This is a genomic window from Streptomyces rugosispiralis (assembly GCF_024505145.1).
Taxonomy (GTDB): domain Bacteria; phylum Actinomycetota; class Actinomycetes; order Streptomycetales; family Streptomycetaceae; genus Streptomyces; species Streptomyces rugosispiralis.
Genome location: NZ_JANIAA010000066.1, coordinates 1 through 18,135 on the forward strand (window position 1 = coordinate 1; position 18,135 = coordinate 18,135).

Genomic DNA, 18,135 nt, shown 5'->3' on the forward strand with positions numbered 1-18,135 from the left:
GCGACCAGAGCAATGGCGGCGGCCACGGCCACGGCCACGGCCACGGCCATACCCACGGGGGCGGTGGCCCGAAGGTCGCCTGGCTGCTGTACGTACCGGCCCTGACCATCCTGTTCCTCGCGCCGCCCGCGCTCGGCTCGTACACCGCCTCCCGCGACGACGCCAAGACCCCGAGGGCCCCCGCCTCCGCCACCGGTGAGAGCCTCTTCCCGGCCCTCCCCGACAAAGGCGTTGTCGAGATGTCGCTGAACGACTTCAGCTCCCGGGCGGTCTGGGACACCGACCGCACTCTGAAGGGCCACACCGTGCGCCTCACCGGCTTCGTCACCCCGGGCCGCCACGGCGCCTGGTACGTCAGCCGCCTGGTCATCAGCTGCTGCGCCGCCGATGCGCAAGTGCGCAAGGTGCGGGTACACGGGCCCGCCGGTCCGCCCGCCGACACCTGGGTGACCGTCACCGGCGCCTGGCACCCCACCGGGAAGCTGGGCACCGACGACGCCAGTCCGGCCCTCGACGTCTCCACCGTCGAACGCGTTCCCGAGCCCAAGGACCCGTACCACGATGTGGTGGTCACCCCGGATGGTCGCTGAAGGGGCGGCAGCGCATCTGAGCCCCGGGCCGCCGGCCCGGGGCTCAGATGCGCTGGGAGGCTCAGCAGTCGCGGAACTCGGGTGACTGGTTGAGGATCTGGGAGCGCGTGGAGGTGAACTTCTCGTACGTGCTGCCGTTTTCGGTCCCGGGCCGGAACGCGGCCACCCGGTGGCAGTTCATGAAGGCCAGGGTGATGCCGAAGTGGCGTTCCAGGCTGCCGCGGATGGCGTTGCTGGCCAGGGCCCGCAGCAGCTGTCCGCGTTCGGCTTCCGACGGGGGCGGGGTCTGGTTGTCGGCGAACTCGGCGTCACCTTCGCGGAGCTTGTCCGCCAGGCCGGCGATGAGGTTGTAGGCGTACGGAAGCGACTCGCGGACGGTGGCGACGAAGTCCCGTTCCTGGATCTCGCCCTGTTCGGCCTGGGCGAGGAGCTCCGGTGCGACGTTCAGTGACATGGGATGCGGGTCCTATCGACTGGGTTGCGGATGTGGATGGGCGGGGGTGTTCAGCTCGATGCCGTGGAGGCGTCGATGAGTGCCTCGGACAGAGCTGCCGGCCCGTGCTGGAAGTCGGGGTCGACCTGGGTGCTCAGGTCCTGGCCGGTGGCGCGGTCGGCCCAGGCGCGGGCGTTGCGCAGGTGGAACTCGACCGCCTGCCTCTGGAAGGTCTCCCAGTCCTTGGCGCGGCTGTCCACCGCGATGCGCAGCTCCTCCAGCGCCAGGCGGTGCTCGGGTTCCAGCTCCCCGGTGTGGCGGCCCTGCTCGCGGGCGCGGACCCAGTCGGAGTGGCCGAAGCAGACCAGCAGGTCGTCGCCGACGTGCTCCTTGAGGAAGAGCCGGTCGTCCTCGCCGGTCACCTTGTTGCCGACCACGGCCAGTGGCACGCCGAACTCGGCGGCGTGGTCCTTGTACTGGCGGTAGACGGACACCCCCTTGCGCGTGGGCTCGGCCACCAGGAAGGTCATGTCGAACCGGGTGAACAGCCCGGAGGCGAAGGAGTCCGCACCGGCGGTCATGTCGACCACGACGTACTCGCCGGGTCCGTCCACGAGGTGGTTCAGATACAGCTCCACGGCGCCGAGCTTGGAGTGGTAGCACGCGACACCCAGGTCCTCCTCGGTGAACACGCCGGTGGTCATCAGCCGGACCCCCGCGATGTCCCGGACGTGGCGGGTGTGCACCGGGTCGGGTCCGAGCGGCCGCAGCAGGCGGGAGCCGCGTCCCGGGGGAGTGGTCTTGACCATGGCGTCGGCGGAGGCGATACGGGGGTTGTCGCCGCGCAGATACTCCTTGATCCCGCCGAGGCGAGTGCTGAGCGGGACGACCTCGCGCAGTGCGTCCTCCTCCAGCCCCAGCGCCACCCCCAGATGCTGGTTGATGTCGGCGTCGATGGCGACGACGGGAGCGTCTGAGCGAGCCAGGTGCCGGGCGAAGAGAGCGGACAGCGTGGTCTTGCCACTTCCGCCCTTGCCGACGAACGCGGTGCGCATGGCTGCGCATCACCTCCAGGTGAATATGAATGTCATGTGCGAGGTTTGAAGACTTCCCGGATCGCGGCTTCCCTGTCAAGTTGCCGTCGGCGAAGGGGGGATGAGGTGTGGAGCGTCGCCGTTTGCGCGGCGGGGCGGGGTCAAGTTCTGGCAATGATTTTCACCTCGGGCGGTGATGAGTGGTTCTGGAAATCATTTTCACCTAGCCTCATGGTGTTCGTTCCGCCCATGAGGAGTCCCCTGCCATGAGATCTGCCATAGCCCACCGCATACGTCCCCGCGCCCTCGCCGGATGTGCCGCCGTCATCGCTGTGCTCGCCGGCACCAGCGCCTGTTCCACCGCTTCCTCGGACGCGTCCGATGGCTCCGCATCAGGCAAGGGGGCGTCCGGCAAGGTGATCCAGATCGTGGCGGCGGAGAATTTCTGGGGCAGCATCGCGCAGCAGCTGGGCGGCAGCCACGTGCACGTCAAGAGCATCATCGACAACCCCGCCGCCGACCCCCACGACTACGAGCCGACCGCCGCCGACGGTCGCGCCGTCGCCACCGCCCGGTACACGATCGTCAACGGCATCGGCTACGACGCGTGGGCCGACAAGCTGCTCTCCGCCAATCCGGGCGGCGACCGCACCGAGCTGAAGATCGGTGACCTGGTCGGCGTCAGGCCGGGCGGAAACCCCCACCGCTGGTATGCCCCGGCCGACGTCCACAAGGTGATCGAGAAGATCACCGCCGACTACAAGAAGATCGACCCGGACCACGCCGCCTTCTATGACGCGCGGAAGAAGACCTATCTGGACACCACCCTGGCCCCCTACAGCCGGTTGGTGTCCGGCATCAAGTCCACTTACGCGGGTACGTCCGTCGGCGCTTCCGAGTCCATCGTCACGCCGCTCGCCCAGGGCCTCGGCCTGAAGATGGCCACCCCCGAGTCCTTCCTCGACGCCATCAGCGAGGGCACCGACCCCACGGCGAAGGACAAGACCACGATCGACCAGCAGATCAAGAACAAGAAGATCAAGATCTACGTCTACAACAGCCAGAACTCCACCCCGGATGTGCGGGCCCAGGTGAAGGAGGCCAAGGCGGCCGGTATCCCGGTGGCTACGGTCACCGAGACCCTCACCCCGGCGGGTGCCTCGTTCCAGGACTGGCAGGTCCGTCAGCTGAAGGGCATCCAGAAGGCCCTGGCCGAGGCGACGGGTAAGAAGTAAGGACGGTGGGGACAATGGCCCGGATACCGGAGGTGGCGCGGCACCGCGTACCACCGCAAGCCACCACCACCGGACACCGCGAAGGCGGTGAGGGCGTCGTGTCCCTGCGCCGCGCGGCAGTACGAGTCGGTGGACGTACCCTGTGGTCTGGGGTGGATCTGGAGGTTGGCGCCGGGGAGTTCACGGCCGTCCTCGGACCGAACGGTGTCGGCAAGTCCACCCTGATCAAGGTGGTTCTCGGGATCCTGCCGACCGCCGCGGGCGAGGTACGGGTCCTGGGCGAGGCTCCCGGCCGTGCCGGGCACCGGATCGGCTATCTGCCGCAGCGCCGCAACGTCGACCCGTCCTTGCGGATCCGCGGCATCGACGTCGTGCGCATGGGCCTGGACGGCGACCGCTGGGGTGTTCCGCTGCCGCTGCCGCTACGGTTCAGCGCGCGGCGCCGGGCGGCTCGGGACCGTATCGCCGAGGTCATCGAGCTCGTTGGGGCGAGTGCGTACGCCCGTCGGCCGCTCGGGGAGTGTTCCGGGGGGCAGCAGCAGCGGCTGCTGATCGCCCAGGCGCTCGTCCGCGGGCCCGAACTGCTGCTGCTGGACGAGCCGTTGGACAGCCTGGACCTGTCCCATCAGGGTGGGGTGGCGGCGCTCCTCGGGCGGATCTGCCGTGCGGAGGGGGTCAGCGTGGTGATGGTCGCGCACGACGTCAACCCGATCCTTCCCTGGCTGGACCGGGTGCTGTACCTCGCCGAGGGCGGCGCTGCCGCGGGCCCGCCACAGCAGGTCATCACCACGCGGACACTCTCGCGGCTCTACGGCGCGCCGGTGGAGGTGCTGCGCGCGGGTGACGGGCGGCTGGTGGTCGTCGGAGGCGGGCACGGCACAGAGGGAGGGGGAGGCCATGGTCACCACCATGAGCTTGACTGACACCTATCCGGTCTGGTCGTGGAATCCGGTGACCGATCTGCGGGCGATGTGGGCGTTTCCGTTCATGGTCAACGCCTTCCGGGCCGGTACTGTTGTCGCCGTCCTCGCGGGTGTCATCGGCTGGTACATGGTGCTGCGCCGGCAGAGCTTCGCCGGCCATACGCTCGCCCAGGTCAGCTTCCCGGGCGCGGCCTGTGCCACCCTGCTGGGCATCGCCCCGGTCGTCGGATACTTCGCCTTCTGCGTCGGCGCCGCCCTGGTCATCGCCGCCATCCCGCGCGCCGGGCAGAGCGGCAGCGGCCAGGAGGCGGCTCTGACCGGGACGGTCCAGGCGTTCGGGCTGGCCTGCGGGTTCCTCTTCGTCGCGCTCTACAAGGGCTTCCTCGGCGGGATCAACTCCCTGTTGTTCGGGAGCTTCCTCGGTATCACCGCCACGCAGGTGACCGTCCTGGCGGCTGTGGCGGCGGCGACGCTGGCCATGCTGGCGGTGATCGCGCGGCCGCTGCTGTTCGCCTCGGTCGATCCCGATGTCGCCGCCGTACGGGGGGTTCCGGTACGTGTCCTGTCCGTGGCGTTCCTCGTCCTGCTCGGTACGGCAACCGCGGCGACCAGCCAGATCACCGGCACTCTGCTGGTCTTCGCCCTGTTGGTGATGCCCGCCGCCACCGCCCAGCAGCTGACCGCCCGGCCCGCCGTGGGACTGGCCGTCTCGGTGCTGGTGGGGCTGGCCGTGACGTGGACCGGGCTGATCGCCGCGTATTACTCGCCGTACCCGATCGGGTTCTTCGTGACCACCTTCGCCTTGGGCGTCTACGTTTTCGCCCGGCTCGCACGCGTCCTCGCACAGGTCCTCGCCCGGCGTGCCCCCGCGTCCGCCCGCCTCTCCGGGAGTGCGGTGTGAGCGTGTTCACCGCCTTCGACCACCCGTACTTCACGCATGCGCTGCTGGCCGGGTCGGGGATCGCCGCGGCGGCGGGTCTGGTGGGGTACTTTCTGGTGCTCCGCGCTCAGGTGTTCACCGGCGACGCGCTGGGTCATGTGGCGTTCACCGGTGGGCTGGCGGCGCTCGCGTTCGGCTACGACCTGCGGCTGGGATTGTTCGCGGCGACCGTGGTGTTCGCCGTGCTGATCGGCGCGCTCGGGAGCCGGGGCCGCTCCGACGATGTGGCCATCGGCAGCGTCTTCGCCTGGATCCTGGGCCTGGGCGCCTTCTTCCTCACCCTTTACAGCACCCGCGGCGCCGCCCATGGCACCGCGGGGGTGAGCGTGTTGTTCGGCTCGATCTTCGGCTTGTCGGCGGGCCAGGCGAAAGTGGCGCTGCTGGCGGCCGCCGCGATCTGCGCGGCCGTGGCTCTGCTCGCACGGCCGTTGCTGTTCGCCTCGGTCGACGAGGCGGTGGCCACGGCGCGCGGTGTGCCCGTACGGGCGCTGGGCCTGGCGTTCCTGGTTCTGGTGGGGGCCTGCGCCGCCGAAGCCACCCAGGCGGTCGGCTCCCTGCTGTCGCTCGGCCTGCTCGCCGCCCCCGCCGGAGCCGCCCACCTGCTGACCGCCCGCCCGTACCACGCCCTGGCCTTGTCGGCCGGACTGGCGGTGGCCGAGATGTGGGCCGGGCTGGGGCTGAGCTATGCCGCGCCGCGGCTGCCGCCCAGTTTCACCATCCTGGCCGTCGCCACTGCCGTCTACCTCGCGACGCTCGTCACCGTGCGGCCCCGGCGGGGTCGCACAGTGACATCGCGGGCGGTACGGGGCAACGTACCGGGGTGGCCACGGCTCTGACCGGCACGGGGCGGAAGTGGTCAGTGGTCGTCCCAGTGGTCCTGGTGCTGGGCGTGCCGGTGTCCGTCGTGGACGTAGTCCACGTGGTCGCCATGCGGGACGGCGACATGGCCGCAGCCGTCCCGGTGCTGGTGGTCGTGGCCCTCGTGGACGCTGTGACCAGCGGTTTCGCACTCGTCGACGTGGTCGTCGTGCGTGCGGTGCAGGTGGCCGTCGTGGACGTAGTCGGTGTGGTCCTGATGCGGTACCGCGACGTGGCCGCACTTGCTGCCGTGCTCGTGGGCGTGGTCGGTGTGGGGTGTGTGCGTGGAGGCGGTCATGAGGGCCCTTCCTTCTCCCCCCTTCCTCGTCTTCCTCTGGCATTCTGCATCCGGACCACTGCCGATGCCATTTTCCGATCACCGAGACCTGGTCGGCCCATCGCGCCGCGCTACCGGACGGCGACGAGAACGTGGCTGCTCCCGAACTGCCAGACCGGGCCGACTTGGGCGCAGCCCGCCTGATGCAGCAGCTTTACGTGCCGGGACAGGGACAGACCGTTGTGGCCGCCGCCTCCGTGAGGTGCGGACGGTTGCTTTCCGCGACGCTCGGTGAGCAGCCCGGCCAGCTCCGGATCCCTCGCGGTGGCCGCCCACCAGGACTCCCAGTCCTCGTGGGCGAAGGCGCGCAGCCGCTCGGCCCGCCGGTTTCCCACATGGGCGGCGATCTGCGTCGGCTGCGTGTCGTCGGAGGGAAAGTGGTCGGCGTTGACGAGGACACCGCCGGGGCGCAGCAAGTCCGCGAGCTGGAGGTACGTACGCCGCAAGGAGTCCTCGGCGAGGTAGCGCAGCGCCGTCGTGGAGACGGCGGTGTGCGGCGGCCCGTCCAGGCCCAGTGCGTCGATCCATCCGGCCTCGCCGATGACCGTCTCGACGTAGCGGGCCGCGTCGGCGTGGCGGGTGCGGGCGAGCTCCAGCAGCAGCGGGTCCATGTCCACCGCGATGACCTCCGCCTCGGGCAGCCGTCCGGCCAGCCGCGCGGTGAGCGAGCCGGGGCCGCAGCCGAACTCGATGACCAGGGGCCGCCGCCGGCCGTTCGTGGCCTGCTGCACGACGTCGGCGATGACGGTGAACCGCTCCTCGCGGTCGATGGCATAGCGCTGTTGCTGGCGGTCCCAGCGTTGTACCCATCGCTCCGCCGCGGCCATGCTCAGCCCCATCGGGTCGTACCACCTCTGCCGTTTCCGCATCGTCTGCCAGGGATACGCCCGAACCTATATCTGGAAACGGTTTCCATTCACATCTGGCTGAAGATTTCACCCTTTTCACTGCAGGGTGCGCAGCACGGCGAGCAACCGATGGATCTCCTCGGGAGTGTTGTGGAGGTGCGAGCTCGCCCGCACGGAGCCGGTCTTCTCTCCCGCGCTGCCCTGGCAGTGGCTGTCGGAGCGGACCATGAAACCATGGCTGAACAGGATGAACCCCAGGTCGCCGGAGGCGATCTCGCGGTGCCGGAAGGCGACGATGCCCCGGCGCCGCTGCACGGCCGAATCCGCGGCGAGGCTGGTCTGGCAGCCCAGCACCTCATAGGCGTCCAGATGCCGCAGCCCATCGGTGAGCCGGGCAGCAAGTGCGACCGTCCAACCCTCGATCCGGCCGAGGCCCGCCGCGTCCAGCCAGTCGAGCGCGGCCGTCAGCGAGGCGATGCCGACGGTGTTCGGAGTGCCGTTCCATCCCCCGGGCCGGAACGCCGGACCGCGCGCGTGACGTGCCCATACCGCACCCGTGCTCGGCAGCGCCAGCGCCTTGTGCCCGGAGAAGACGACGAAGTCCACGTCCAGGTCGGCGACGGACACCGGCATGTGGCCGACGCTCTGGGCGGCGTCCAGACAGATCACCGCCTCCGGGCCCACCGCCTGGCGGACGCGGTGGACGTTCATGTCCCCGCCATAGACATGGTGGACGTGGGTGACGGCGACGAACCGGGTCCGGGCCCCGGCCAGTTCGGCCAAGGCGCGGTGGTCGTAGTCGCCGGAACCCGCCTGGTACGGCATCGGGACGACGCGCACGTCCACGCCCCGGCGGGCCAGCAGCCGTTGTGCCTCGAGCCAGGGGACGATGTTCGCCTGGTGGTCCGCTTCGGGTACGACGATCTCGTCCCCGTCGGCGAGGTACGCGGGGATCCAGTCGTGGGCGATGGTGCTCAGGCCGTCGGTGGTTCCGCTGGTGAAGTGTGTCGACGACAGCCCGGGGGCCGGGTCGTACAGGAATTCCTTGATCCGGCCCCGGGTGTGCTCGACCAGCGCCGTGGTCCGATTGGCCCAGGGGTAGGTGCCGCGCCCGGCGTTGGCATTGGTGGTGGTGAGGTAGGTCCAGGCGGCGTCGAGTACGGGCTGCGGCTTCTGCGTGGTGGCCGCGCTGTCCAGGTAGACCGGCTCGGGGTGGCCGGTGGTGATCGGGAACTGGGCTCGTAGCCGGCTCTGCCACTCCCGCAGCTCTTCCAGCTCCTCCGGCACGGCAGTCACGTCATTCCCGTACCAGCGGTGTGCCGGCGTCGCGCCAGGCGATGATACCGCCGGCGAGGCTGCGGACGTCGGGATGGCCCATCCGGGTCAGCAGCGCCGCGTACCGCGCGGACTGCTCGCCCACCGGACACGCCAGCAGCACCGGCCGGCTGCGGCTGAAGGGCAGCCCACCGTGCACCAGCTCCTCGAACAGTTCGTCCACGATGTTCACCGAGCCGTCGATGTGCAGCGCGGCGTACGCGTACGGGCTGCGCAGGTCGACCACGAGCGGCTGCTCCCGTTCGATCCAGGCGCGGGCGTCGGGGACCGCGACGGCCGGGGCGGCGCGCACCTCGGTGTCGGACAGCTCGGCGAGGGAGTGCGCTCGGCGCGGCCGGCCCAGCAGCTCGGGACGCCGCTGCCGGACGTAGCTCAGATAGCTCTCCACCCGGTCACAGACGATGAACACGGCGGTCCTGCGACCGTTTTCTCCGGTCGGCTCGTCGTCGTACGCGCGCAAGTGGCGCACGGCACCCGTGTACGCCGCGCCGCCGGTGGGCCCCGCCATGATGCCGCAACGGCGGTTGAGGACGAGCATTCCGTCGATGGCCTCATCCGCGCGGACGGACGCGATGGTGTCGTAGGTACCGGGGTCGAACAGGCCGACCTCATGCACTTCGTCCAGGGTGCGGATGCCGGGAATGAAGTCGGATTTGGCCGCGACGAGTCCGACGACCCTCACTCGTGGGTCATGCTCGCGCAGCACCCGGGCGACGCCGGTGGAGGACCCCGCGGTGCCCACGCAGGCGATGAACCAGTCCGGGGCGTTGCCGTCCAGATCCTTCACGATCTCGGGGCCGGTGCCGGTTGCGTGTGCCTCGGTGTTGCGGACGTTGAAGTACTGGTCGGTGTGCAGATAGGCGTCGCCGGATTCGGCGAGCGTGCGGTGGAAGAGGGTGAGCGGGTCGTCGGTCGCGGTCGGGTCCAGGCATTCGCTCTGCCCCGGCAGCTCCTCGACGCGCCCAGCAGGAGGAGCAGATCTTTGATCTCCGGGATCCGCATCCGGTTTCGCCGCCCGTGAGCTGGCCTGGCACGGCCCCGACCGGCCGGGCGACTGGACGGCGGTGACCCGCACCTTCCGCGACGGGCACACCACCACCTGGTGTGCCGCCGACGCGTCCCTGGGCTGGTGGGGCCCGGACGCCACCACCCGACTGGTGGTGGCCACCACCGACCCGGACACCCTGCCGGAGAAATCCACCTGGTACCTGGCCACCAACCTGCCCCGCCCCAACTCGACACGCCAGGCCGACAGCCACCACCCGGCCGCCGCCCTCGCCGAGATCGTGCGGATCTACGGCATCCGCAACTGGATCGAGCAGAGCTACAAGCAAGTCAAGGACGAACTGGGCTGGGCCGACTTCCAAGTCCGCACCGACCGCGCCATCCGCCGCAGCTGGGCGCTCAGGAAGGACTTCCCTTCCCTTTTTGGGACATGGGAGGTCCTGTTAGCGTGGCATGCCGCCAGCAGGGAGTGTGGAGTCCGCCTATGTCCTTGACCGACAAGGCAATCGCCCGCATCAGGGAGCTGATCCAGTCCGGCGAACTGCCGCCGGGCGCCAAGCTGCCGCCCGAGCAGCAGCTGGCCACGGAGCTCGGTCTGTCCAGGAACCTGATGCGTGAGGCGGTCAAGGCGCTCGTGGTCGCGCGGGTCCTGGATGTCAGGCGGGGCGACGGGACCTATGTGACGAGTCTGGAGCCCGCGCTGCTGCTGGAGGGGCTGGGCTCGGCGGTGGAACTGCTCCACGGTGACACCCTGCTGGAACTGACCGAAGTCCGCAGGCTCTTCGAGCCCATTGCTACGAGCCTGGCCGCCACCCGGATCTCCGACGACGACCTCGTCGAGGTCAGGCACCACCTTGACGCGATGAGGGCCGCCCGCGACGATGTCGAGCTGCTCAACGAGCACGATGCCGCCTTCCACAGGGCGGTGATCGCAGCCGCCGGGAACAGCACCCTCGCCACGCTGCTGGAGGGCATCTCCAGCCGCACCGTGCGCGGCCGGGTCTGGCGCGGCATGGTCGACAACCACGCCGGTGACCGGACCATCGCCGAGCACGAGGCGATCTACGCCGCCCTGCAGCGCAGGGACGCCCCACTGGCCGAGGCCGCGGCGCTGATGCATGTGAGCACGACGGAGCAGTGGCTGCGTCAGCACCTCGGTCACGACGCGACCGCAGGCCGGCCGGGTCAGGCCGGCGACGGGAGGTAGTGGCGGACTGAGCACCTGGCTCGTCCATGGTGCCGCGCATCCAGCCGAGCGGGATTCAGGAGGTCCGGTGCTTCGGGGCGGCGCCGTTCGGCGCCAACGCGGAGTGCCCGGCGTCGGCGCGCAGCCCGGGTTCGATGCCAGCCTGTTCCATGACCTGGCGTGCCGCCGACGGCCAGTTCCCGCCGCTCACCTTGACGTTTGCCGCTCAGGACATTGTTGTGCGGGGCACCGGTCGCCACCTGGGTCGCACCGGTGTTGTACCAGTTTTCCGAGAACGTGCTGTCGTTGGTTCCGCTGGCGTTGGTGAAGGCCCACACGCCGGCGTCCTGGATCACGTTGTGCCGCAGTGTGACGTGGCGGGGGAACCAGCCACCGACGGAGTGATGTGCCCCCGCGTCGAAGGAGGCAAGCCGTTGGACGAGAAGTCTGGAGCGGCGGCAGACGGCAAGCCGCCCCAGGAGCCACGCGACGCTGGGCCGACGGGCCCCTACCGTCCCGGATACGAGCTGGTCGCCGAGCAGATCCTTGAGCTCATCGCCGAGTTGCGACTGGAGCCGGGCGAGCGGATACCCACGGAGAAGGGCTTGGCGTCCAGGGCCACTCCGGCCGAGCCGCGCGCCCTCGAGACCGCCACCGAGATGTGCCGCGAGGGACACCTGACGGGCTGGCGTGCGCTGTTCGACCGCGCGACGACGATTTCCACATCGGCATCGCCACCGCCGCGCACAACCCGTTCCTCGTCGCGGCGGTGCGTGAGGCACGCCGACTGCAGCGTCAGTCCAGCACGATCGGACTGCACGGCACGCTCGGCGGTCATGCCGCGGAAGCGGTGGAGGAGCACGCCGCCATGTACCGGGCCATCCGGGAGGGCGGCCCGGAGGTGGCGGCCGAGGCCGCCACGGTCCACCTGGACAACACGCTCGATGACTACCGCCGCGAGGTCCAGCGCGGAGTCTTCGGCTGATCCGCGGAACCGGTGCCGGCCCCGCGGCACGCGGTCAGGCGGGCCCGGCGCGCTCACCGCCACCACGACGGGGCGGTCGCGCGGCCCGCGCCGGCCCGTCGGCCATCACCCGCCTGGCCGCCCCGGCAGGGCAGTGGCGGCGCCGGTAGTGAACCGCCACCAGTCCGCGTTGACCAGGTAGCCGCTGCCGCCCGCAAACCGCAGATACAGGTCCTGCGTGCCGGTGAGGCCGCTGACCGGGCAGGACACCGTCGTCCAGGTCTGCCAGCCGCCGGTGTTCGGCACACCGCACCGGCCCACGACCGTTCCGTTGGGGCCGCCCAGACGCAGTTCGATGGCGCCGCCGCCGGTCGCCGAGGCCACGCGGGCGGTGAAGGAAGACGGGCCCGCGCCGAACGCAACACCCTTGACCTTGATGTAGTCGCCGTTCTCGGTGTACCCCACGTTCATGCCTCCCTCACTGGACGGCTCGGTCTCGATCCCGGATTCCCAGGCGATCGTTTCGGCCTCCTGACGGATGTAGGGGTCGAGTGTGCCGACCTGGGGCGCCCCGGTACTGGTCATGTTGATCGTCGGGATGGTGCCGTCCGGCTCGTAGGAGAACTTCTCCACAGCGACCGAGCGGGTGTAGCCGCTCCCGCCCGGAAGCGCGCCGTTGTGGTAGAAGAAATAGGAAGTGCCTTTGAAGTCGACGATGCCCGGGTGGTTGGTGAAGCTGGCGCCCTGCGTGGGCATGATCGTTCCGCGGTAGGTCCACGGTCCGGTCGGACCGGGGGCGGTGGAGTAGGCGATGAACTCCGAGCAGCACTTGGCGGCGTACACGATGTAGTACAGGCCGCCTCGCTTGTAGACCCAGGGTCCTTCCTCGAACAGCGTGGGCCGGTTGGGATCACCGGTGCGTGTGCCGAAGCCCGCCGTGGTGAGCGGGATCTTGGCCGGGCTGCCGGAGTGGGAAATCATGTCGGGGTTCAGCCTGACGTACCACAGGTTCGGGTTTCCCCAGTACAGATACGCCTGGCCGTCGTCGTCGATGAAGACGGTCGGGTCGATCTCGCCGTTCGCCACCAGCGGGTGGCCGAGGGCGTCGCGGAACGGTCCGGTCGGGCTGTCCGACACCGCCACGCCGATGGCCATGCGGCCGGTCGCGCGCTCCGTCGTCGGCACGTACCAGTAGAACTTTCCGTTGCGGCTGACGACTTGGCCCGCCCAGGCGTTGGCGGACGCCCAGCTGAAGGAGGCCACACTGAGGGGAGAGCCGTGGTCGGTCCAGTTGACCATGTCGGCGGTGGACCACACCCGCCACTCTTTCATGGTGTAGTTGGTCGAGTTGTCCTCGTCGTGCCCGGTGTAGAGGTAGATGCGGCCGTCATGAACCAAAGGTGCGGGGTCGGCGGTGTAGATGTGCTGCACGATCGGGTTGTCCGCCTTGGCCTGCGTGGGAAACACCGCGGCGGGCGCGAGGGCGAAGGCCAGCAGGAGACTCGCCGCCCAGGCGACCGCTCGGGCAAGTCTCGTACGGGTGGGTCGAGGTCGTGCCGGGGTCATGAGCGCCTCCTGGAGGAGCCGGGTGGACTACAAGCCGATGGCACGGCGGCGGGCATCATCACGGCCCGGAAGGGGGTGGGCCGGTGGCCGGGTGGTGGACGGCCCGGGGCCGGCCGACCGGTGTGCGGCGCCGCTCACCCGCGGGTCCACCGCTGGTTGCCCTGACCGTTGCAGGTCCACAGGATCAGTGGGGTTCCGCCGGCCGTGCCGGCTTGGTCGACGTCCAGGCACAGACCGGCGTGGACGTTGCGGATCGAACCGTTCGCCTCGAGTGTCCACTTCTGGTTGTCCTGTCCGTTGCAGGGCCAGGTGATGACGCGTGTGCCGTTGGTGGTGCCCTGGTCGTAGGCGTCCAGGCACTTGTCGCCGAAGACGCGTATCTCCCCGCCGGCCCAGGTGGTCCACAGCTGGCCGGCGGCCGTGTGGCAGTCCCGGATCACTACCCTCGCCCCGGCCGCGGTCGAGGCGTTCTCCACGTCCAGGCAACGGCCGGACGCGTCACCGCGCAGCCGGGAGGTGGCGGCGGCCAGCGGAGTGCCGCCGGTCACCCGGAACGCGGCGACACCGTGTGCGGGCACACTCGCCGAGACCTGTCCGGATGTGCTCGATGTGCCGCCGGTCCACAGGTCGGTGAGGGTGAACGACCCGCCGGACAGTCCGATCTGGGCCGCCGTGGCGCTGACCGTCGCCGTGCCGTTCCCCCGGTTGAACAGGCCCACGGCAACCGAGCCGTCGGACAGGGGCTTGGCGAACACCTCGGTGTCCCCGTCGTCGCGCACCCTGCGCCCGCCCGCGCCCAGCGGGTCCTGGTTCACCGCCAGCAGGCGCGGGTTGCGCAGGACCGCGCTCACATCGGCTGACATGGTGCGGATGTCGTTGCCCGCCATGAGTGGCGCGGCCATCAGCGCCCACAGGGCGAAGTGGGAGCGGGACTCGGTCAGCGACAGCCCGGGGCGGCCGACGACGAGCATGTCGGGGTCGTTCCAGTGGCCCGGACCCGACTGCGCGGCCAGAGGCGCGGTGACGTCCACGACGTTGCCCACGCCCATCGGGTAGCTGTTGGTGTTGCCGTTCTGCCAGATGTCGAGCAGGTCCTCGGTGGTCCGCCACAGGTCGGCGACCTCGCCCCAGTTGTATGTGTCGCCGGTGATGGCGTGGAAGCTGTTGGGGTTGATGCTGTAGACGATCGGGCGCCCTGTGGCGCGCAGCGCGTCGCGCATGAGCGTGAACCGCGCGACCTGCTCGTCCCGGGTGCCGGCGGAGGAGCACCAGTCGTACTTGAGGTAGTCCACACCCCACGAGGCGAACGTGCGGGCGTCCTGGACCTCATGCCCCTTGCTGCCGGTGGACCCCGGGTAACTGCCCACGCCCTGCGCGCACGTGCGCTCGTTGGGCACCTGGTAGATGCCGAACTTCAGGCCCTTCCCGTGGATGTAGTCCCCGAGCGCCTTCATCCCGCTGGGGAATTTGGTCGGGTTGGCCCGCAAGTTGCCCGCGGTGTCGCGCTGCGGGTCGAACCAGCAGTCGTCGACCACCACGTACCGGTAACCGGCGTCCCGCATGCCCGAGGAGACCATGGCGTCGGCGGCCTGGCGGACCTGTGCCTCGGTGATCCCGCACCCGAAGCTGTTCCAGCTGTTCCAGCCCAGCGGTGGGGTGAGCGCCGGACTGCCCGGGGCGGCCTGGGCGGTCGAGTGGGCTGAGGCCGTGGTGAAGACGGTGCCGATCAGCGCGGCAGCCGTGAGGAAGCGGAGTAGTCGTCCGCGTGGTTTCGACACGAGATGGTTCCTTCCAGGAAGGGTGCGGAGAGGCGATCGCCTGCGGTCCGCGCGATGCGGCGGCCGACGGATGCCCGGGGAGGCGGCCGGCCCGGCATGACGGCCGCCGCACCCGGTGGTGCTCGGTGACCTCCGACGCGGATGGCCACGGAGGAGGGCAGCGGTCATCGGGGCCGGGGAAGCGCCCCGGTTCAGCGGTAGCCGGCCGCGGTGATGTTGGCCTGCACGGCGTTCTCCGTCTGGTCGGAGGGGTAGCCGGAGACGATGGCTCCTTCGTAGAACGTGCCGGCGCTGAGGTTGGTGTTGCCGTTGCAGCAGTCACCGCCGCTGCCCAGGATGATGGCCCCCTGCTTCTTCATGGGGTTGTAGCCACCGGGGAGGGAGCCGGCGTACAGCGTGGTCAGGCTCCCGGACTGCGCGTTGCTGCCCTTGATCGCGAACCGACTGGTCCCGTTGTTCTTCAGTGTCGCGGTGACGAACTTGCTGGTGAAGGCCCTCTGGTTCGGGTTCCAGGACTGGCTGCCCCCGGAGTACAGGCCCCATTCGAGGTCTGCCTGGACCCATGGGCCGCTCCCGGAACATCCGCCGAACCAGCACTGCGTGCTGAAGTTGATCGCGTCCATGGCCCCGGGGCCGTCGGCCTTACGGGTGATCTCGCTGTTGCCGTAGTCGAAGCAGCAGCCGCCGTTGACGTGCGTGCCGCTGGTCACCATGTACATCCCCTCGGGTGCGCTGCCGGTGGGGACGCCCGTCGTGTGGCCGTCCCGCCAGTAGCTGTTCTTGGGGTTGATGTACAGCGAGTAGGCCCTGCTGCCCCCGACCGTCAGCGATTCGCCGGTCGCGTTCGCGGCGGTGTCGGAGCCGCCGACTCCGCCCGGCCCCTGGTAGCCCAGGTTGTTGCCATGCCCGGACTGGTCGTAGACCCAGGTGATGACGCATGAGGTACCCGCACAGAACGAGTCCTGGGCGGCGGCGTTGGCGACGCCGCCTGCCGTCAGGGCGCCGATGTCCCGGGTCGCGTTGTCGGACGAGCGCCTGACTTGGTACAACTTGCCGGCGTACGAGCCATAGAGCGCCCGCACCGTACTGTGCGCGGCCACGCAAGGCGTGCCGCCCGAGGCGTAGATGTCACAGGGGCCGGTGCCGACGGCGGACGCCGGCCCTGGTCGGCCGAACACCGCCACCAGTACCGCGATCAACATCAGCGCCGAGCCCGTGGCCAAGGCGGTGTGCGAACGCCGTCCCGGGGACACCCCGCCCGGCACGGAAACCAACGAAGACTGCACCGTCTCCTCCTGGGCATCTGATCAGGGACATGACATTTCTCGCAAGCCGCGGGTCAGCCGGATGGTGTGGGGCGCGAGAAGTGGTGGTTCGATATCTCGAACTACTTTCGAAACATCGGACAGAGATGGATGATAGGGGAGCTCTGAGGGCTGTCAATACCGCACACCGGACCGGTGTGGAGATCGCGAGGGAAACCGCAGTCCGGTGGTGGTCCCGCGGGGCGCAGTCGTCGGCGACATGTGATGTTTGACCTCTCCCGCCGCCCATGCCGCAGGGCTGTCGTCCCGAGTTCCGCGGCAGGGCACCGTATCGTTCGACGTCAAGTCTCTTGACAGCCCCAAAGATCCCATGGGACCCCTAGAGGGACATGGGATGTATCGGTGCGCCCCCGCTGCCCATCCCGTGCCCGCGCTCCCGCCTCCGCACTTGCCGCCGGAAGGTCATGTCATGACGATCAACAGGCGCGTCTTCCCCACCGTCTCGGGCGCGACAATGCCGGGCCGGCCACCACGCGACGACCATCACCACCGTGCACGGCGACCCCTTCGGCCTGCCGCTGGGGTCGCGCCTCCGGCGATGGTGGTCGCGTCACCGCCGGACTGACGCTCCTTGGGGGTATCTGCCACGCATAGTTCCTGTACCAGGGAACGGACCCCGACTCCGGCGGCGACTACTCCCAGCTCCCCTATCGCCTGGGCCTCCTCACCCAGACCAACAACACCTGCTGAGCGCCCCGGCGCTTGTCTCGTGGGCCAGGGGCCGAACAGACGGCCCAACCTCTGAGCACCCCCCTGCGGGGCTCCCCTCACGCCGGTGCACCGCCGCGCCTGCGTGGCCCGCTCATCCCGACAACAACAAGGAGTCACCAATGTCGATGCGACGGCGTACCTTACTGGGTCTCGGCGCGGCCGCGGCCGCCGGCGTGGGCACGTCCCTGCTCGGCGGCAGCGCGGCCGCAGGCACCCTGACACCACGGGTGGCCTCACCGCGGCAGGCCCCGACCGCGCAGTTCGCCATCGGCGTGCGCCAGTTCAACTGGTCACGCGGCAACCGCCAACTGACCACGAAGATCTTCTATCCGGCCTCCGGCAATCCGGGCGGCAACCCCATCCCGAACGCGCCCATCGCCAACGGCGTCTTTCCCATCGCCGAATGGAGCCATGGCATGGGGTGCAACTTCGACTGCTACTCCTCGCAGACCCACGATCTGGCCGCCGCGGGCTTCATCTGCCCCGCCCCCTCGTTCTCCGACAACACCAACATCGGCAGCGTCTACAACGGCAACTGGTCGAAGGACGTCTCCGAGGTCCTCACCCGGACACTGGCGCTCAACACCACCGGGGGCGACCCGTTCGCCGGACACATCGACACCCGTGCCGGTGTCGGTGTGTCCGGCCACTCGATGGGCGGGATGACCACCCACGGCCTGCTCACCGCCTGGCCGGACAACCGCATCGTCGCCGCCGTCCCGGTCGCCTGCGTGGACATGGGCAACCCCGCCGGCCTCCACGCCAAGGTGCTGTTCATCCACGGTGACCACGACCCGACCTGCGACTACAACTCGGCGCACGCCGCATACGCGGAGCTCCCGTCGCCCAAGGCGTTCCTCACTCACGTCGGGGCGGACCACGGCCAGTACCTGACACCGGACTACCGGTACTACGCCCAGACCAAGAACACCTTCCTGGACTGGTTCCGCTGGGGTCTGTACGGCGACACCGCCGCCCGCGACCGCCTGCGAGGCGATGCCACCAGCAACGGCACCTCCTGGCAAGCGGCCCTCACCTAGTCCCAATGCCGTTGTTTTAGGCCTTGG

General features: G+C 69.7%; 15 protein-coding genes and 3 pseudogenes. 9 read left to right on the plus strand and 9 right to left on the minus strand.

Features of this window, described 5'->3' with window-relative positions; translation table 11 throughout:
- Window positions 1-590, plus strand: a 590-nt coding sequence (locus NP777_RS44720; protein ID WP_256655946.1) for a TIGR03943 family putative permease subunit, incomplete at its 5' end; no start/stop codon positions are given.
- A 61-nt stretch (window positions 591-651) separates the two neighbouring features.
- On the opposite strand, the gene NP777_RS44725 is transcribed toward NP777_RS44720, so the two are convergent.
- Together NP777_RS44725 and NP777_RS44730 are read right to left on the minus strand one after the other, a co-directional pair.
- Window positions 652-1,044 carry an SCO5389 family protein gene (locus NP777_RS44725; RefSeq protein WP_256655947.1) on the minus strand — a complete coding sequence of 131 codons (393 nt, stop codon included), beginning with the start codon at window positions 1,042-1,044 and terminating at the stop codon, window positions 652-654.
- Between the two features lie 50 nt (window positions 1,045-1,094).
- Window positions 1,095-2,078 (minus strand): ATP-binding protein, encoded by a 984-nt coding sequence (locus NP777_RS44730; protein ID WP_256655948.1) that lies wholly within the window; start codon window positions 2,076-2,078, stop codon window positions 1,095-1,097.
- Between the two features lie 245 nt (window positions 2,079-2,323).
- Between NP777_RS44730 and NP777_RS44735 the strand changes: the two genes are divergently transcribed.
- The 4 genes from NP777_RS44735 to NP777_RS44750 all read left to right on the plus strand — a co-directional run bounded on the left by NP777_RS44735 (window position 2,324) and on the right by NP777_RS44750 (window position 5,991).
- Window positions 2,324-3,292, plus strand: a complete 969-nt coding sequence (locus tag NP777_RS44735; protein ID WP_256655949.1) for a metal ABC transporter solute-binding protein, Zn/Mn family — start codon at window positions 2,324-2,326, stop codon at window positions 3,290-3,292.
- A 152-nt stretch (window positions 3,293-3,444) separates the two neighbouring features.
- Window positions 3,445-4,215: a metal ABC transporter ATP-binding protein gene (locus NP777_RS44740; protein ID WP_256655950.1), complete on the plus strand. Its 771-nt coding sequence runs from the start codon at window positions 3,445-3,447 to the stop codon at window positions 4,213-4,215.
- Complete coding sequence (locus tag NP777_RS44745; RefSeq protein ID WP_256655951.1) at window positions 4,202-5,116, plus strand: metal ABC transporter permease; 915 nt, start codon at window positions 4,202-4,204, stop codon at window positions 5,114-5,116. The genes NP777_RS44740 and NP777_RS44745 overlap by 14 nt, the downstream gene beginning before the upstream one ends.
- Window positions 5,113-5,991: a metal ABC transporter permease gene (locus NP777_RS44750; RefSeq protein ID WP_256655952.1), complete on the plus strand. Its 879-nt coding sequence runs from the start codon at window positions 5,113-5,115 to the stop codon at window positions 5,989-5,991. The genes NP777_RS44745 and NP777_RS44750 overlap by 4 nt, the downstream gene beginning before the upstream one ends.
- A 20-nt stretch (window positions 5,992-6,011) precedes the next feature.
- On the opposite strand, the gene NP777_RS44755 is transcribed toward NP777_RS44750, so the two are convergent.
- From NP777_RS44755 to NP777_RS44770, 4 genes and pseudogenes are all read right to left on the minus strand, one after another.
- A complete protein-coding gene (locus NP777_RS44755) occupies window positions 6,012-6,311 on the minus strand; it encodes a hypothetical protein (RefSeq protein ID WP_256655953.1) in 300 nt (99 codons plus the stop codon).
- 110 nt (window positions 6,312-6,421) lie between these two features.
- Window positions 6,422-7,189 (minus strand): class I SAM-dependent methyltransferase, encoded by a 768-nt coding sequence (locus NP777_RS44760; RefSeq protein WP_256655954.1) that lies wholly within the window; start codon window positions 7,187-7,189, stop codon window positions 6,422-6,424.
- A 105-nt stretch (window positions 7,190-7,294) separates the two neighbouring features.
- Window positions 7,295-8,494, minus strand: a complete 1,200-nt coding sequence (locus tag NP777_RS44765; RefSeq protein WP_256655955.1) for an aminotransferase class V-fold PLP-dependent enzyme — start codon at window positions 8,492-8,494, stop codon at window positions 7,295-7,297.
- 1 nt (window position 8,495) lies between these two features.
- Window positions 8,496-9,541: pseudogene (locus tag NP777_RS44770) on the minus strand (pyridoxal-phosphate dependent enzyme); the annotation flags it as partial.
- A gap of 2 nt (window positions 9,542-9,543) precedes the next feature.
- Between NP777_RS44770 and NP777_RS44775 the strand changes: the two are divergent.
- The 3 genes and pseudogenes from NP777_RS44775 to NP777_RS44785 all read left to right on the plus strand — a co-directional run.
- A pseudogene (locus NP777_RS44775) lies at window positions 9,544-9,939 on the plus strand (IS701 family transposase); the annotation flags it as partial.
- An 83-nt stretch (window positions 9,940-10,022) separates the two neighbouring features.
- On the plus strand, window positions 10,023-10,745 hold the full coding sequence (locus NP777_RS44780; RefSeq protein WP_256655956.1) for a FadR/GntR family transcriptional regulator: 723 nt from the start codon (window positions 10,023-10,025) through the stop codon (window positions 10,743-10,745).
- 640 nt (window positions 10,746-11,385) lie between these two features.
- A complete protein-coding gene (locus NP777_RS44785; protein WP_391858702.1) occupies window positions 11,386-11,709 on the plus strand; it encodes an FCD domain-containing protein in 324 nt (107 codons plus the stop codon).
- Window positions 11,710-11,814: 105 nt separating this feature from the next.
- Here NP777_RS44785 and NP777_RS44790 read toward each other — a convergent pair whose 3' ends face one another.
- From NP777_RS44790 to NP777_RS44800, 3 genes and pseudogenes are all read right to left on the minus strand, one after another.
- A complete protein-coding gene (locus NP777_RS44790) occupies window positions 11,815-13,254 on the minus strand; it encodes a glycoside hydrolase family 43 protein (protein WP_256655957.1) in 1,440 nt (479 codons plus the stop codon).
- A gap of 134 nt (window positions 13,255-13,388) precedes the next feature.
- Window positions 13,389-15,032 carry a glycoside hydrolase family 27 protein gene (locus tag NP777_RS44795; RefSeq protein WP_391858703.1) on the minus strand — a complete coding sequence of 548 codons (1,644 nt, stop codon included), beginning with the start codon at window positions 15,030-15,032 and terminating at the stop codon, window positions 13,389-13,391.
- Between the two features lie 191 nt (window positions 15,033-15,223).
- A pseudogene (locus NP777_RS44800) lies at window positions 15,224-16,177 on the minus strand (arabinofuranosidase catalytic domain-containing protein); the annotation flags it as partial.
- A 1,016-nt stretch (window positions 16,178-17,193) separates the two neighbouring features.
- Between NP777_RS44800 and NP777_RS44805 the strand changes: the two are divergent.
- Window positions 17,194-18,108: an alpha/beta hydrolase family protein gene (locus NP777_RS44805; RefSeq protein ID WP_256655959.1), complete on the plus strand. Its 915-nt coding sequence runs from the start codon at window positions 17,194-17,196 to the stop codon at window positions 18,106-18,108.
- Window positions 18,109-18,135: the final 27 nt, after the last annotated feature.